This window comes from Streptomyces sp. NRRL B-24572, from assembly GCF_002156145.1.
Taxonomy (GTDB): Bacteria; Actinomycetota; Actinomycetes; order Streptomycetales; family Streptomycetaceae; genus Streptomyces; species Streptomyces vietnamensis.
The window spans coordinates 1-15,724 of sequence record NZ_MWIG01000196.1 but is presented as its reverse complement, the minus strand read 5'-3'; the positions used below and the strand labels follow the sequence as shown (position 1 = coordinate 15,724).

At 74.1% G+C, this 15,724-nt stretch carries 14 protein-coding genes and 1 pseudogene; 10 read left to right on the top strand and 5 right to left on the bottom strand.

What is annotated here, in order from left to right; genetic code table 11:
- Positions 1–273: 273 nt before the first annotated feature.
- The 5 genes from CCN56_RS12615 (at position 274) to CCN56_RS12595 (ending at position 6,216) form a co-directional block, all read left to right on the top strand.
- Positions 274–798 carry a flavin reductase family protein gene (locus CCN56_RS12615; protein WP_086826503.1) on the top strand — a complete coding sequence of 175 codons (525 nt, stop codon included), beginning with the start codon at positions 274–276 and terminating at the stop codon, positions 796–798.
- Between the two features lie 200 nt (positions 799–998).
- Complete coding sequence (locus CCN56_RS12610; protein WP_086826502.1) at positions 999–1,784, top strand: electron transfer flavoprotein subunit beta/FixA family protein; 786 nt, start codon at positions 999–1,001, stop codon at positions 1,782–1,784.
- Positions 1,785–1,838: 54 nt separating this feature from the next.
- Positions 1,839–2,801, top strand: coding sequence for an electron transfer flavoprotein subunit alpha/FixB family protein (locus CCN56_RS12605; RefSeq protein WP_086826500.1), 963 nt, complete (start codon positions 1,839–1,841; stop codon positions 2,799–2,801).
- Between the two features lie 155 nt (positions 2,802–2,956).
- A complete protein-coding gene (locus tag CCN56_RS12600; protein WP_086826498.1) occupies positions 2,957–4,249 on the top strand; it encodes an aldolase/citrate lyase family protein in 1,293 nt (430 codons plus the stop codon).
- A gap of 71 nt (positions 4,250–4,320) precedes the next feature.
- The gene (locus CCN56_RS12595; protein WP_086826496.1) at positions 4,321–6,216 is read left to right on the top strand and encodes a serine/threonine-protein kinase; all 1,896 of its coding nucleotides are present in this window, start codon (positions 4,321–4,323) and stop codon (positions 6,214–6,216) included.
- Between the two features lie 10 nt (positions 6,217–6,226).
- Here CCN56_RS12595 and CCN56_RS12590 read toward each other — a convergent pair whose 3' ends face one another.
- Entirely contained in the window at positions 6,227–7,261 is a 1,035-nt protein-coding gene (locus CCN56_RS12590) for a LacI family DNA-binding transcriptional regulator (RefSeq protein ID WP_086826494.1), read from the bottom strand.
- A gap of 133 nt (positions 7,262–7,394) precedes the next feature.
- On the opposite strand from CCN56_RS12590, the gene CCN56_RS12585 reads away from it, so the two are divergent.
- Positions 7,395–8,351: an ROK family protein gene (locus CCN56_RS12585; RefSeq protein WP_086826492.1), complete on the top strand. Its 957-nt coding sequence runs from the start codon at positions 7,395–7,397 to the stop codon at positions 8,349–8,351.
- Between the two features lie 143 nt (positions 8,352–8,494).
- On the opposite strand, the gene CCN56_RS12580 is transcribed toward CCN56_RS12585, so the two are convergent.
- On the bottom strand, positions 8,495–8,674 hold the full coding sequence (locus CCN56_RS12580) for a hypothetical protein (protein WP_086826490.1): 180 nt from the start codon (positions 8,672–8,674) through the stop codon (positions 8,495–8,497).
- A gap of 137 nt (positions 8,675–8,811) precedes the next feature.
- Between CCN56_RS12580 and CCN56_RS12575 the strand changes: the two genes are divergently transcribed.
- The gene (locus CCN56_RS12575) at positions 8,812–9,873 is read left to right on the top strand and encodes an NUDIX hydrolase (protein ID WP_086826488.1); all 1,062 of its coding nucleotides are present in this window, start codon (positions 8,812–8,814) and stop codon (positions 9,871–9,873) included.
- Here CCN56_RS12575 and CCN56_RS12570 read toward each other — a convergent pair.
- Together CCN56_RS12570 and CCN56_RS12565 are read right to left on the bottom strand one after the other, a co-directional pair.
- Positions 9,851–10,543 (bottom strand): MBL fold metallo-hydrolase, encoded by a 693-nt coding sequence (locus tag CCN56_RS12570; protein ID WP_086826486.1) that lies wholly within the window; start codon positions 10,541–10,543, stop codon positions 9,851–9,853. The genes CCN56_RS12575 and CCN56_RS12570 overlap by 23 nt on opposite strands.
- A gap of 97 nt (positions 10,544–10,640) precedes the next feature.
- The gene (locus tag CCN56_RS12565) at positions 10,641–12,005 is read right to left on the bottom strand and encodes a dipeptidase (RefSeq protein ID WP_086826484.1); all 1,365 of its coding nucleotides are present in this window, start codon (positions 12,003–12,005) and stop codon (positions 10,641–10,643) included.
- A gap of 327 nt (positions 12,006–12,332) precedes the next feature.
- On the opposite strand from CCN56_RS12565, the gene CCN56_RS12560 reads away from it, so the two are divergent.
- Positions 12,333–13,616: a geranylgeranyl reductase family protein gene (locus CCN56_RS12560; protein ID WP_256961938.1), complete on the top strand. Its 1,284-nt coding sequence runs from the start codon at positions 12,333–12,335 to the stop codon at positions 13,614–13,616.
- A gap of 96 nt (positions 13,617–13,712) precedes the next feature.
- Here CCN56_RS12560 and CCN56_RS12555 read toward each other — a convergent pair whose 3' ends face one another.
- Complete coding sequence (locus tag CCN56_RS12555; RefSeq protein WP_086826481.1) at positions 13,713–14,216, bottom strand: nitroreductase family deazaflavin-dependent oxidoreductase; 504 nt, start codon at positions 14,214–14,216, stop codon at positions 13,713–13,715.
- A gap of 130 nt (positions 14,217–14,346) precedes the next feature.
- On the opposite strand from CCN56_RS12555, the gene CCN56_RS12550 reads away from it, so the two are divergent.
- A complete protein-coding gene (locus CCN56_RS12550) occupies positions 14,347–15,042 on the top strand; it encodes a TetR/AcrR family transcriptional regulator (RefSeq protein WP_086826479.1) in 696 nt (231 codons plus the stop codon).
- A 99-nt stretch (positions 15,043–15,141) separates the two neighbouring features.
- Positions 15,142–15,724: pseudogene (locus CCN56_RS12545) on the top strand (sensor histidine kinase); the annotation flags it as partial.

The following is a 15,724-nucleotide window of genomic DNA, read 5'->3' as shown; positions in this document are numbered from 1 at the left end:
CCGCGCCGCCCGGCGCGGGGTCCGCCGCGGGCCGATCGGGGCCCGGGCGCGGAGGGGCCGGGCGGGTCCGGTCTGACGCCGTGACACTTCTCCCACATCCCGGTACGCACTTGACTGCACCCGCCACCGATCGTCACCCTGACGGAGTGCCCATAGAACTCCTTCTCTACGGCCGGGCCCACGTGGATCTGGCCCGCAACGCGAGTGCGCGCTGTCCGGGTGTCTGACCACCCCAGGACCCCTCTCATGACGCCCTCGCAGAAGGACAACTCCATGACGGTTTCGCCCGAGCTCCGTACCGTTCCCACGATCGGCGCACCCCGGCAGGCCTCTCCCGATCTGCTCCGCTCCGTCTTCCGCCGGCACGCGGCCGGTGTCGCGGTCATCACCGCGCACGGCGAGCGGCCCGTCGGTTTCACCGCCACCTCGCTCAACTCCGTCGCCGCCGAACCCCCGCTGATCTCCTTCGGGGTGGGTACGGGCTCCTCCAGCTGGCCGGTGGTCTCCGAGGCCGAGTTCATCGGCGTGCACATACTCGGCGAGCACCAGCAGGAGCTCGCGGCCACCTTCGCGCGCAGCGGCGCCGACCGCTTCGGCGAGGGCACCCGCTGGAGCGTCGGCCCCGAGGGCGTGCCCGTGCTCGACGGCGTCCTGGCCTGGCTGGTCTGCCGCGTGGTGGCCCGGGTGCCCGCCGGGGACCACCGGATCGTCATCGCGCAGGCGGTGGCCGGGGACCCGGACGGGGCGGGCCGGCCGCTCCTTTACCACCACGGCCGCTTCAACGCGCTGCGCGACTGAGAGTTCCCGTACGCGCCGCTTTCCGCGCGTTGGCAAGGTCACATGGCTGAGCGCTTGCTCAGCGGTAACGAACTGGGTGTACTGGCGAGTAATATTTCGGTCGGGGCGTCTGGCGCCCCGACCGGAAACCCGCCCTTCAGGCGCCTATGCTGCGAGCAACAAGGCAGCCCAGTTATGACCGATGCAGTAGGAGAGCCGGCGTGAGCTTGAGGATCGTTGTCTGTGTGAAGTACGTGCCCGACGCCACCGGCGACCGGCACTTCGCCGATGACCTGACCGTCGACCGCGACGACGTCGACGGCCTGCTGTCGGAGCTCGACGAGTACGCCGTCGAGCAGGCCCTGCAGATCGCCGAGGAGGCCGACGAGGCCGAGGTCACCGTGCTCACGGTCGGCCCCGAGGACGCCAAGGACGCGCTGCGCAAGGCGCTCTCCATGGGCGCCGACAAGGCCGTCCACGTCGAGGACGACGACCTGCACGGCACCGACGTCATGGGCACCTCCCTGGTGCTCGCCAAGGCGATCGAGAAGGTCGGCTACGACGTCGTCATCGCCGGCATGGCCTCCACCGACGGCACCATGGGCGTCCTTCCCGCGATCCTCGCCGAGCGCCTGGGCGTCCCGCAGGTCACCCTGCTCTCCGAGGTCAAGATCGAGGACGGCGTCGTGACGGGCCGCCGCGACGGCGACACCGCCTCCGAGCAGCTTCAGGCCTCGCTTCCGGCCGTCGTCTCCGTGACGGACCAGTCGGGCGAGGCCCGCTACCCGTCCTTCAAGGGCATCATGGCCGCCAAGAAGAAGCCGGTGGAGTCCCTGGACCTCTCCGACCTCGACATCGAGGCCGAGGAGGTCGGCCTGGAGGGCGCCTGGACCGCGGTCGACTCCGCCGCCGAGCGTCCGGCCCGCACCGCCGGCACGATCGTCAAGGACGAGGGCGAGGGCGGCAAGCAGCTGGCCGAGTTCCTCGCGAGCCAGAAGTTCATCTAAGGCTCCCGAGAGCCCACCAGACCGCCCCTTCCGTTCTCAGGAGATTGAAGTCCCATGGCTGAGATTCTCGTCTACGTCGACCACGTCGACGGAGCCGTCCGCAAGCCCACCCTGGAGCTGCTGACCCTCGCCCGCCGCCTCGGCGACCCGGTCGCCGTCGCCCTCGGCAACGGCGCCGCCGACACCGCCGCCGCGCTCGCCGAGCACGGTGCCGTGAAGGTCCTCACCGCCGACGCCCCCGAGTTCGCCGACTACCTCGTCGTCCCGAAGGTCGAGGCCCTCCAGGCCGCGTACGAGGCCGTCTCCCCGGCCGCCGTCCTGGTGCCGTCCTCCGCCGAGGGCAAGGAGATCGCCGCCCGCCTCGCGGTGCGCATCGGCTCCGGCATCATCACCGACGCCGTCGACCTGGAGGCCGGTGACGAGGGCCCGGTCGCGACGCAGTCCGCGTTCGCCGCCTCCTTCACCACCAAGTCCCGCGTCTCCAAGGGCACCCCGGTCATCACGGTCAAGCCGAACTCGGCCCCCGTCGAGGCCGCCCCGGCCGCCGGCGCCGTCGAGGCGCTGGCCGTCTCCTTCTCGGAGAAGGCCACCGGCACCAAGGTCACCTCCCGCACCCCGCGCGAGTCGACCGGCCGCCCGGAGCTGACCGAGGCCGCGATCGTGGTCTCCGGCGGCCGCGGCGTCAACGGCGCCGAGAACTTCGCGATCATCGAGGCGCTCGCCGACTCGCTCGGCGCGGCCGTCGGCGCCTCCCGCGCCGCCGTCGACGCCGGCTGGTACCCGCACTCCAACCAGGTCGGCCAGACCGGCAAGTCGGTCTCGCCGCAGCTGTACATCGCCTCCGGCATCTCCGGCGCGATCCAGCACCGCGCGGGCATGCAGACCTCGAAGACCATCGTCGCCATCAACAAGGACGCCGAGGCTCCGATCTTCGACCTCGTCGACTACGGCGTCGTGGGCGACCTCTTCGACGTCGTCCCGCAGCTCACCGAAGAGGTCAAGTCCCGCAAGGGCTGATGACCTGCGGTTCTGTCGGTCCCGGGGGCCGCACGGCGATCTGTCGCCGTGCGGCCCCCGGTCGTTTCGGACAAGCATTGACGCAGGTCCGACGGCCTACTAATTTTGCTATACGGATTGTTGATTCCGTGCAGCGGAAAACAGGAGGATGCAGGATGGGTCAGCAGGAGAAGGTGTCGACGAGCCTCGCCGGCGCGGTCAGCGAGGGCATCAGCGCCTCCCTCGCAGCGGTGGACGCCGAGCTCGACCGGCGCTACCCGGGAGACCCCGGCACCCGCCAGCCCGTCCACACGGTCTACGTCCCCGGCAACGTCTTCGACGCCGGCACCGTCCGCTCCTGGGGCGACCAGGCCCTCGCCGCGCTCGACGAGCACGCCCCCGACGCCGCCTCCTTCGCCGCCGTCCTCGGCCTCTCCGACGAGCTCGCCGAGGACGTCTACGGCCGCGTACGGGCCAAGCTGGAGCGCGAGCCCATCGAGGACCTCCGCGTCGACTTCGAGGACGGCTACGCCGGGACGGACGAGGACCAGGACGCCGCCCGCGCCGCCCGCCTGATCTCCGAGGCGTACGCGAACGGCACCGCCGCCCCGTACATGGGCATCCGGATGAAGTGCATGGAGGCCGCCGTACGCGACCGCGGCATCCGCACCACCGACGTCTTCCTCACCGGCCTCCTGGAGAACGGCGGCCTCCCCGACGGCCTCGTCCTCACCCTCCCCAAGGTCACCTACCCCGAGCAGGTCTCCGCCTTCGTCCGCCTCCTGGAGGCCTTCGAGAAGGCCCACGGCCTCGACGCCGGCCGCCTCGGCTTCGAGATCCAGATCGAGACCAGCCAGTCCATCCTCGCCAGCGACGGCACCGCCGCCGTGGCCCGCATGATCGGCGCCGCCGAGGGCCGCGCCACCGGACTGCACTACGGCACCTTCGACTACAGCGCCTGCGTCGGCGTCTCCGCCGCCTACCAGGCCAGCGACCACCCGGCCGCCGACCACGCCAAGGCGATCATGCAGGTCGCCGCCGCCGGCACCGGCGTCCGCGTCTCCGACGGCTCCACCAACGTCCTGCCCGTCGGCTCCACCGAGCACGTCCACGAGGCCTGGCGCCTGCACTACGGCCTCACCCGCCGCGCCCTGGCCCGCGCCTACTACCAGGGCTGGGACATGCACCCCGGCCACATCCCCACCCGCTACGCCGCCGTCTTCGCCTTCTACCGCGAGGGCTTCGAGACCGCCGCCAAGCGCCTCTCCGCCTACGCCAACCACGTCGGCGGCGACGTCATGGACGAGCCCGCCACCGCCAAGGCCCTCAGCTCCTACCTGCTGCGCGGCCTCCAGTGCGGCGCCCTCGACGCCGCCGAGGTCGACGCCCTCACCGGCATGACCCGCGCCGACCTCGACCGCTTCGCCGCCCCGCGCCGAGGCGACCTCACCGCCACCACTGATCGCTAAACGGTCACTTTCCCGCCAACTGCCCCGTACCCTGGTCGAGTTCACATGATCGACCGGGGGACGGGGCAGCGGTGTCATCGGGGGAGAACGGGCGGCTCGCGGGTCGCTACAGAATCGTGCGGCAGCTCGGGCGCGGAGGCATGGGCGTCGTCTGGCGGGCCGTCGACGAGGTGCTCGGCCGCGAGGTGGCCGTCAAGGAGCTCCGTACGTACACGGACGCGGCCGCACCCGAACTGGCCGACCTGCGCCTGCGGATGACCCGCGAGGCGCGCGCCGCCGCCCGGGTCCGCCACCCCGGAGTCGTCGCCGTCCACGACGTCACCGAACACGAGGGCCGGCCGGTCATCGTCATGGAGCTCGTCGAGGGGCCCTCCCTTGCCGACGTCCTCGGCGAGCGCGGCACCGTCGACCCCGCCGAGGCCGCCCGCATCGGCGCCCACGTCCTGGAGGCGCTGGCCGCCGCGCACGACGTGGGCGTCCTCCACCGGGACGTGAAGCCCGGCAACATCCTGCTCGACGCCTCCGGCCGGATCGTCCTCACCGACTTCGGCATCGCCACGATGGAGGACCCCGGCGACGGCTCCGCGACGCACCTCACGCGCAGCGGCGAGATCGTCGGCTCCCTCGACTTCCTCGCCCCCGAGCGCGCCCAGGGACAGGACCCGGGCCCCGCGTCGGACGTGTGGGCGGTGGGCGCGACCCTGTACGCGGCGGTCGAGGGCTCCTCGCCCTTCCGCCGTACGTCGACCTGGTCGACCCTCGCCGCCATCGTCACCGAACCCCTCCCGGAGCCCGTCCGCGCCGGACCCCTCACCCCGCTCCTGCTCCGCCTCCTCGACAAGGACCCCGCCGCCCGCCCGACCGCCCGCGAGGCGGCGCGGCTCCTCGGCGCGGTGGGGGAGGCGGCGGCCTCCGGCGGGGCGCCGGAACACGAAGGCGCCGAGGCGGGAGCCCTCGCTCCGGAGGCTCCCGCGCCGAACCCGTACGCGGGTCCCGTGGAGCCGAACCCGTACGCCGGCGCCTTCGGGCCGCCGGTCCCCGTCGCCGACCCGGTCCCGGTCCCCGCCCCGGTCCCCGTGCCGCCCGTTCGGCTCGACGCGGGCGTGGGCACGGGCGGACGGGCCGCGGCGCGGCGCGCCGGAGCGAAGCCGCGCCGGGGGAACGTGCTGGTCGCTGCCGCCGTGGCCGCCGTCCTCCTCGCCGGCGGCGGCATCACGTACGCCCTCATGGACCACGACAGCGGCGCGCAGGCCGCCGGCGAGACCCCGCAGGACGGCGACCGGGGCGGCGCCGCCACCGGGGGCGACGCCGGCCGCGTCCTGGACCCGGGAAGCAGTGCCGCGCCCTCCGGCCGGCCGAGCGGCAGCGCCACGCCCTCAGCCGGACCGACCCCCTCGGGCCGGGAGTCGGGCGCGGCGGCCGGCGGCGCACCGGCCACCGACGGACCCGGCTCCGACGGCTCGGATCCGGGCTCCGCGGCGGGCGGCTCGGAGGCGGGCGGCGCCGGTTCGGACACCGCGTCCGGAGCGAGCGGCGGAGGCGGCGGTACGAAGGACCCGGGCACGACCGACGGAGGCACCGCCACCGCCGGCGGCACCAGCAGCACGACCGGCGGTACCAGCACGACCGGCGGCTCCTCCGGGGGCGGCACCACGGCCGCGCCCACCACCGAGGCGCCGCCGCCCGCCTCCGGCTGCACCGCCTCCGGCTCCTCCGCCACCTGCCAGGTCGTGCGGAGCGCCACCACCACCCGGTACGACGGCGGTGAGATGGGCACGGTCGGCGCCGGCCCGCACACGTTCTACTGCCAGGTCGACCTCGACCGGACCGAGACCTACGGCGGAACCACCAGCCGCTGGTTCGCCCGCACCGACGACGACAGCGGCAACACCAACGTCTACCTCAGCGTGCTCCACCTGTCGGGCGGCGCGGGCGGCGGCCCCGTGGCGGGCCTCCGCATCTGCTGAGCGACGGGCCTCAGACGGCCGGTGGTGCGATCTCGCCCGATCCACGGGCGAGCAGCGTCGTGCCGAGCACCAGCCGTTCCGGTGCCCCGTCGTTCCCGTCGAGGCGCCGGAAGAGGCGCTCCGCCGCCGTCCGGCCGAGCGCGGCGGCGTCCTGGGCGACGACCGTGACCCCGAGCAGATCGGCCAGTTCGATGTCGTCGAAGCCGACCAGGGCGACGGGCCGGCCGTGCCGGGCGAGGGCCCGGACCACGGTCACGGTGACCCGGTTGTTCCCCGAGAAGAGGGCCGTCACGGGCTCCGGCGCCGCCAGCATCTCCCGTACCGTCGTGCTCACCCGCTCCGGGTCGGTGGACCCGAGGGAGACCCAGGCGTCCCGGACCGGAAGGCCCGCGTCCGTCATCGCCGCACGGTAGCCGCGCAGCCGCTCGGCCGCCGTGTGGATGCGGGGGCGGTCGCCGATGAAGCCGATCCGGCGGTGGCCGTGCGCGATCAGATGGGCCACGCCCGCGCGTGCCCCGCCGAAGCTGTCGGAGAGGACGGCATCGGCGTCGATCCGTCCGGCGGGCCGGTCGACGAAGACCGTGGCGACCCCCGCCCTCATCTCGGGCTCCAGATACCGGTGGTCGTCACCGGCGGGGATCACGATGAGGCCGTCGACCCGGCGTGCGCAGAGCGCGAGCGCCAACTCCCGCTCCCGCTCCGGGTCCTCGGCGCTCGAACCGTTGAACAGCAGGGCCCCGTGCGCCCGCGCGACCTCCTCGACCGCCCGGCTGAGCGGCCCGTAGAAGGGGTCGGCGAGATCCTCCAGGACGAGGCCGACGGTCGCCGTCCTGCCCTTGCGCAGGACCCGCGCGCTGTCGTTGCGGCGGAAGCCGAGGGCCTCGATGGCCTCCCGCACCCGGCGCTCGGTGTCCGGGGTGACGCCCGCTTCGCCGTTGACGACCCGGGACACCGTCTTGAGGCCGACGCCCGCCCGGGCGGCGACGTCCTTCATCGTGGGCCGGGTGCCGTAGCGGGGCCCGGTGCGGCGGGCGATGTCGGCCACGATGTGCGGTTCCTCCCGAGCGTGACGAGTCGATCTCGGTTCGAGCATAGGGCCTGGACAACGTTGTCAGGGTCGGGGGAGACTGTACGGAACGACCTCCCGCTCCCGGCTGCCGACTGGAGACCCCCTGCCCATGCCCACCGACCCCGCCACGGGCCTCGTCGTCGCCCTCGACATCGGAGGGACCAAGATCGCCGGCGCCCTGGTCGACGGCGAGGGCCGCGTCCGCGTCCGGTCCAGGCGGCCCACGCCCGCGCGTGAGGACGGCGAGACGGTGATGGCGGCGGTCGAGGCGGTCCTCGCCGACCTCGCGGCCTCCCCGCTGTGGGGGACCGCCGGGGCCGTCGGGATCGGCAGCGCGGGCCCGGTCGACGCCTCCCGGGGGACCGTCAGCCCGGTGAACGTGCTCGGCTGGCGCGACTACCCGCTCGTCGAACGGGTCCGCCGGGCCACGGGCGGCCGCCCGGTCACCCTCGTCGGCGACGGCGTCGCCATGACGGCCGCCGAACACTGGCTCGGGGCCGCCCGGGGCCACGCCGACGCCCTGTGCCTCGTGGTCTCCACGGGCGTCGGCGGCGGTCTCGTCCTCGACGGCCGGATCCACCCGGGCCCCACCGGCAACGCCGGGCACATCGGTCACGTCCCGGTGGACCTGGACGGCGAGCCCTGCGCCTGCGGCGGGCGCGGCTGCGTCGAGCGCATCGCCGCCGGCCCGCACCTCGCCCGCCGAGCCCTGGAGAACGGCTGGCGGCCGGGGCCCGACGGCGACGTCTCCGCCGCCGCCGTGGCCGCCGCCGCGCAGGCGGGGGACCCGGTTGCCGTCGCCGCGTTCGAGCGCGCGGCCCAGGCGCTCGCGGCGGGCATCGCCGCCACCGCGGCGCTCGTCGAGATCGACCTCGCGGTCGTCGGCGGCGGGGTGGCGGGCGCCGGCGAGGTCCTCTTCGCCCCGCTCCGGCGCAGCCTCGACGCGTACGCCAGGCTCTCCTTCGTCCGGAACCTGACGGTCGTCCCCGCCGCCACGGGCACGGACGCGGGCCTCCTCGGCGCCGCGGCGGCGGCGATGCCGCCAGGGGCGGGAGCCACGGGCTGAGGGGCACCGGCTGAGGGGGCACGGGCGCGGGCGCCGCCCCGCTCACCCGACCGCTCCGTTCACCCGTTCGTCCCGCTCACCCGATCGTCCCGCTCACCCGACCCGGGCCGGCCCTCGCTCCCGTACCCGCCCCGGGCCGGCGTTCACTCCCGTACCCGCTCCGGCGTCCGCTGTTCGACGATCACCAGGAACGCGTCGGACTCCAGGTCCATCACGACCCGGGCCGGCACCCCTTCCTCGCGCCGCGCCCCGGCGAACTCCTCCGCCGGCCAGCTGCCCCGCGGGCCGCCGGCCGGAAACCGTTCGAGAACCGTACGACTCATCTCCGCACCCCCTCGTGCTCGCCGTTCTCAACGACGGCCGCCCGGAAGTGTCACGCACATGCCGAGACATGTGTTCGTGGTTTCCGTGGCAGGGTGTTGCGGGCAAGCCACTGGGGGCTATCGATGAGGGGGAAATCGTGATCGTCTGGATCAACGGTACGTTCGGCGCGGGAAAGTCCAGCACCGCGCGCGAGCTGGTCGATCTGATCCCGAACAGCACCCTGTACGACCCCGAGGTCACCGGCGGGGGGCTGCGCCGGCTCCTCCCGGCCAAGCGGCTCGCCGAGGTCGAGGACTACCAGGACCTGCCGATCTGGCGCCGTCTGGTCGTCGACACCGCCGCCGCCCTGCTCGCCGAGGTCGGCGGCGTCCTCGTCGTCCCGATGACCCTGCTCCGTCAGGAGTACCGGGACGAGATCTTCGGCGGGCTCGCCGCCCGCCGCATCGACGTGCGCCATGTGCTGCTCGCCCCGGAGGAAACGATCCTGCGGGCGCGGATCGACGGCCGGTCGGAGTACGGCGACCCCGAGGTCGACGCCCGCGTACGGGAGTGGTGCCACCAGCACCTGCCGCCGTACCGCGCCGCCCTCGACTGGCTCGCCGCCGACGCGTACACGCTCGACACCTCGGAACTCACCGCGGCCGAGGCCGCCCGGGCCGTCGCCGACGCGGTCCTGGCCGGGCAGGTCGCGCCCTGCGGCATCGTCCAGACGCCCGAGCCGACCGGCGAGACCCTCGCAGCCGGCGTCCTGCTCTTCGACGAGCAGGACCGCTTCCTGCTCGTCGACCCCACCTACAAGCCCGGCTGGGAGTTCCCCGGCGGCGTCGTCGAGCCCGGCGAACCCCCGGCCCGGGCCGGCATGCGCGAGGTCGCCGAGGAGATCGGCCTCGAACTCGACGCCGTCCCCCGGCTGTTGCTCGTCGACTGGGAACGCCCCGAGCCCCCCGGCTACGGCGGGCTCCGCCTCCTCTTCGACGGCGGGACCCTCCGCGCCGCCGACACCGCGCGCCTCCACCTCCCCGGCGCCGAACTCCGCGGCTGGCGGTTCGTCACCGAGGAGGAGGCCGCGGAGCTGCTGCCCCCCGTCCGCTACCGCCGCCTCCGCTGGGCCCTGCGCGCCCGCGAACGCGGCACGGTCCTCAACCTGGAGGCGGGCGTCCCGGTGGGCCGACCCCTCACTGCCGGGCCGCAGCCGTGAGCTGGGCCGCCGTGTCCGAGGTCACCGGTGCCCCGTGTCCGCAGCACAGCACCGAGGGGGCGAGCCTCGCGAGCGCCCGCATCGAGTCCAGGGCGAGCGCGCGGTCGACGTGGAACACGCCGAACGTCACGCCCTGCACCGACGCCACCGTGTCCCCGGCGAACAGCACGCCGTGGCGCGGCAGGTGGACGGCGATCGAGCCGGGGGTGTGGCCCGGGGCGTGCACCACCACGGCGCCGTCGCCGAAGCCCAGCTCCTCGCCGTCCTCGACCTCCCGGTCGACCCGGGTCGGCGGCGCCTCGGGCGTGCTCAGACCGTGCTCGAAGAGGGGGCGCTCCCAGTCCAGGAGGTCGGGCTCCGGGACCGGGGCCTCGCCCCGGATCACCGGAGCGTCGAGCCGGTGCGCGAGGATCTCGGCGCCGTGCCGGTCCGCCAGCTCCTGGGCCGAGCCCACGTGGTCCCGGTGACAGTGGGTCAGCACGATCCGGCGCAGCCGGTCCGGGTCCAGGCCGGCCGACCGTATGGCCGCGTCGATGCCGTCCGCCGTGCCGGCCCAGCCGGCGTCGACCAGGGTCAGCTCTTCTTCGTCCTGCCACAGATAGGCCTGGCCGATGGAGAAGTCGAGGAGGTGCAGTCGAGGGGTGATCCGGGTCAGTTCGATGGATGCCATACGGCGAACCTACGCATCCGCGCAGGTCCGCCGCATGCTTCTACGCTCTCGGCGAGCTTCGCCGAGCGCTGAAACCGACCGCTGAACCGATTCGCCGTCAGCCCTGCTTCGAGCGGGCGTAGTTGACGAGGAAGTGCGCCTCGGCCACCGAGAGCCGCTCCAGCTCCTCCGGCGAGACGGACTCGTTCGGCGCGTGGATCTGCGCCTCCGGCTCGCTCAGACCGATCAGCAGGATCTCCGACTCCGGGTAGAGCGAGGCCAGCGTGTTGCACAGCGGGATCGAGCCGCCCATGCCCGCCGTCTGCATCTCCTCGCCGGGGTACGCGATCCGCATCGCCTCGGCCATCGACGCGTACGCCGGGCTGGAGGTGTCCGCCTGGAACGGCTGGCCCTGGCCGACCTGCTCCAGGGACACCCGGGCGTCCCACGGGGTGTGCTTCTCGATGTGCGCGAAGAGCAGCTTCGTCACCTCGGCCGCGTCCTCGCCCGGCGGCACCCGCAGGCTGATCTGCGCGCGGGCCGACTTCGGGACCGACGGGGTCGCGCCGGCGACCGGGTGGGCGTCGATGCCGATGACCGTGACCGCGGGGCGCGCCCAGATCCGGTCGGCGACGGTGCCGGCGCCCGGCAGGGACACGCCGGACAGGACCTTGGCGTCCTGGCGGAAGTCCTCCTCCGGGTACTGGAGGCCCTCCCACACCTGGTCGCCCGCGAGGCCGTCGATGACGGTGGAGCCGTCCGGGCCCCGCAGCGAGTCCAGGACGCGGATCAGCGCGGCCAGCGCGTCGGGCGCGGCGCCGCCGAACTGACCGGAGTGCAGATTGCCCTCCAGGGTGTCGATCGTGACCCGGATCATCGTCATGCCGCGCAGGGTCGCGGTCACGGTCGGCAGGCCCACGCGGAAGTTGCCCGCGTCGCCGATCACGATGGCGTCGGCCGTGAGGAGCTCGGGGTGCTGCTCCGCGTACCGCTCCAGACCGCCGGTGCCCTGCTCCTCCGAGCCCTCGACGATGACCTTGACCGTCACCGGCACGCCGCCGTTCGCCTTGAGGGCGCGCAGCGCGAGCAGGTGCATGATGAAGCCGCCCTTGCAGTCGGCGGTGCCGCGCCCGTACCAGCGGCCGTCCCGCTCGGTCAGCTCGAACGGCGGGGAGAGCCACACCGACTCGTCCAGCTTCGGCTGCACGTCGTAGTGCGCGTACAGGAGGACGGTCGGCGCGCCGGCCGGGCCGGGCAGGACGCCGTACACGGACTGCGAGCCGTCCGGGGTGTCGAGCAGCGCCACGTCCTGGAAGTCCTCGGCGCGCAGGGCGTCCGCGACCCAGTTCGCCGCGGCCTCGCACTCGCTGCGGGGCGCCACGGCCTCGTCCGCCACCGACTCGAAGGCCACGAGCTCCGTGAGCTCGGCCTTGGCCCGGGGCATCAGTGACCGGACGGTCTCGGCGATCGGATTCGAGGTCATGGGCACGCTCCTGATGGGTGCGACGTTACGACGTGAGGACGGCGTCCGTCGTATGTCGTGGTACGCCGAACGCACCGTCGATCCTACGGCCGGGGCCCTGGCTACCGCGCCGTAGGATGCGTCAGGAGCAGACCACCGGTCGGATCAGGAGCAGAAGCACACGTGAGCAGCGAGCACGCAGAGAACGCCGGTCCGGAGCACACCGAGCCCGAAGGCGCGACTCCTGAGGCCGCCGGGGGCGCCGCCGGGAGCACGGAGCCGGAGCCGGCGCACCTCCCGGATGACGAGGCGTCGGACGAGGCACCGGCCCGGGCGGCCGACGAGTCGGTGGACGTCTGGGACGTCGTGGTCGTCGGCGCCGGACCGGCCGGCGCGTCCGCGGCCTACGCGGCGGCGGTCGCGGGCCGCCGGGTGCTGCTCCTGGAGAAGTCCGAGCTGCCCCGGTACAAGACCTGTGGCGGCGGCATCATCGGCCCCTCCCGCGACTCGCTCCCGCCGGGCTTCGAACTGCCCCTCCAGGACCGGGTGCACGCCGTCACCTTCTCCCTGGACGGACGCTTCGCCCGCACCCGCCGCTCGCGCCGGATGCTCTTCGGGCTCATCAACCGTCCGGAGTTCGACGCGCAGCTCGTCGAGCACGCGCAGAAGGCCGGCGCCGAACTGCGGACCGGCGCCACGGTGAGCCGGGTGGAGCAGCACGGCCCTGCCGTGCCGGACCGGCGGACCGTCGCCGTCGTCCTCGCCGACGGCGAGACGGTCCTGGCGCGCGCGGTCGTCGGTGCCGACGGCAGCGCCAGCCGGATAGGAGCCCATGTGGGGGTGAAGCTCGGCCAGGTCGACCTGGGCCTGGAGGCGGAGATCCCCGTCCCGCCGTCCGTGGCGGAGGACTGGAAGGGTCGCGTCCTCATCGACTGGGGTCCGATGCCCGGCAGTTACGGCTGGGTGTTCCCCAAGGGCGACACGCTGACCGTCGGCGTCATCTCGGCGCGCGGCGAGGGCGCCGCCACCAAGCGGTACATGGAGGACTTCGTCGCCCGGCTCGGCCTCGCCGGCTTCGAGCCCACGATCTCCTCCGGTCATCTGACGCGCTGCCGCACCGACGACTCGCCGCTCTCCCGCGGCCGGGTCCTCGTCTGCGGCGACGCGGCGGGCCTCCTGGAGCCGTGGACGCGCGAGGGCATCTCGTACGCGCTGCGCTCGGGCCGTCTCGCGGGCGAGTGGGCGGTCCGGGTCGCCGAGTCGAACGACGCGGTCGACGCGCGGCGGCAGGCCCTGAACTACGCCTTCGCCATCAAGGCGGGGCTCGGTGTCGAGATGGCGGTCGGGCGGCGGATGCTCGCCGTCTTCGAGCGGCGGCCGGGGCTGCTGCACGCGACCATAACGGGACTGCGGCCGGCCTGGAACGCCTTCGCCGACATCACCCGCGGCTCGGCCACGCTCGGTGGCATGGTCCGCTCCAACGGCATGGCGCGGCGGGCCCTGGAGCTCCTCGACAAGCGCATGGACACCACGGCCGGTGTCGGCCCGGCGGGGCGGGGCGTCAGCCCGCGCGAGCGCGCGGCGTCCGAGCCGGAGGGTGCGAAGGCCCTGGAGGCCCCGGAAGAGGCCTGACGGTTCGACCGGTCCGGCCTCGACCGGTCCGGCCTCGACCGGTTCGGCCTCGATCGGTTCGATCGCTTCGACACGGGCTCCGCTGCCCCGGCCGGCTCACGCCGCCGGGGTGGCGGGGCCCGTCGTCGTGATGCGGAAGACGGGGTGCTTGGGCGCGATGGCCCGCAGCTCCTGCTCGGAGGAGTCGGGGCCGACGCCGCCGAAGAAGACGCCGACCTCGGCCTTCCAGCGCTTGAGGTAGGCGCGGAGCAGGGCGGGCTTGTCGTCGTCGGCGACCTCGACGGCGGTGAACTCCTCGACGTGCTTGCCGAGGTGCAGCTGCCCGCCGCCGGCGGCCCGCATGTTGTGGGTCCACTGGACGTGGCCGCGGGGGGCGACGAGGTACTGGGCGCCGCCCACCGTCAGCAGGTTGACGGGGGTGCGGCGCCATTCGCCGCTCTTGCGGCCGCGGACGGCGAGCACGCGGGAGCCCCAGACGCTGATGCCGCGGCGGGTCATCCAGGCGACGGCGCGGTTGAAGACGTTCACCGTGAACCAGCCGGGCTTCATGACGTGGGTGGCGGGGGAGGAACCGGCGGGCTGAGCGGGCTGAGCGGACATGGGAGCCTCCTACGGCTTCGAAGTGTGAGCGCTGCTCTCGCTTGAGAACAGTGTGCACGGCTCGGTGCTCACAAGCAAGAGCGGTGCTCTCGTTTCGTTCCAGTGCTCCGAAAGTGGCACACTGCTCTCCATGACGACCGTTCGAGGAGCCCGCGCCCGCGCCCGCATCGAGATCACCGCCGCCATCAAGGACGAGGCCCGCACCCAGCTCGCCGCCGAAGGCGCCGCCAAACTGTCCCTGCGGGCCGTCGCCCGCGAACTCGGCATGGTGTCCTCCGCGCTCTACCGCTACTTCCCCAGCCGCGACGACCTGCTCACCGCCCTCATCGTCGACGCCTACGACGCCGTCGGAGCCGCCGCCGAACGAGCGGCCGCCGAGGCCGAGGCCGAGCGCCCCCTCGACCGCTGGACCGCCGTCTGCCGGGCGGTCCGCGCCTGGGCCGTCGCCCACCCCCACGAGTACGCCCTGATCTACGGCTCCCCGGTCCCCGGCTACTCCGCACCCCAGGACACGATCGTCCCCGCCTCCCGCGTCGGCCTCGTCCTCATCGACATCGCCCGCCGGGCCCACACCGGCGAGGGCGTCGCGCTCCCGCCGCTCCCGGACGCCCTGCGCCCCGAAGCCGTCCGCATCGGTGCCGACATCGCCCCCGACCTCCCGCCGCCCCTCGCCGTCGCGCTCGTCGCCGCCTGGTCGCAGCTCTTCGGCCTGGTCTCCTTCGAGGTCTTCGGTCAGTTCGACAACGTCGTCGAGGACCGCGACACCTTCTTCGCGACGGCGGCCCGTCGCCTCGGCCAGGACGTCGGCCTGCTCCCGCGCGGCTGACACGACCACCCGCGACCGTTCCGTACTCCGGCGGGAGTAGGCGCGACCACCCCGCCGGGCTGACGTGCGCGCGGGGCGGGCGCGGCTAGCGTGACCGGTATGGACGCCGGTATGCACAGGAAGTGGCCGCGCGGGCCCTGGGAACGGTGGGAGCACGGCGCCGGCCTGCCCTGGCGCTCGACGGTGCTGATCGCGGTCCTCGTCATGGTGGGAACCGGGTTCTCCGCGCGGAACCAGCCGGGCCGGGAGGCGCTCGACGCCGTCGGGCGGATCCTGCTCCTGCTCGGAGCGGTCCCGCTGCTGTTCCGTCACCGCAGGCCCGTGCCGGTGGTGTTCGCCGTCGCGGCCGTCACCCTCGGCTACGTCGCGGCGGGCTACCCGTACGGCCCGGTGTTCGTCATGGTCGCCGTCGCCTGCTTCGCGGCCGTCGTCCACGGCCACCGCACCGCCGCCTGGTGGGCCATCGGCCTGCTGTGGGCGGGCCACCTGCTGCTCTCGCACTGGCTCTACCGATGGCTGCCCCCGCCCGGCGACGGGCCCGTGCCCTGGGGGCAGGAGCTGCCGTCCGCGGCCTTCGTGGTGGCGGTGCTCGCCGCCTCCGAGGTCGTCCGGGTCCGGCGCGAGCAGTGGGCGCAGCAGCGGGTCGAACGGGCCGCCGCCGAGCGGCGCCGCGCCGACGAGG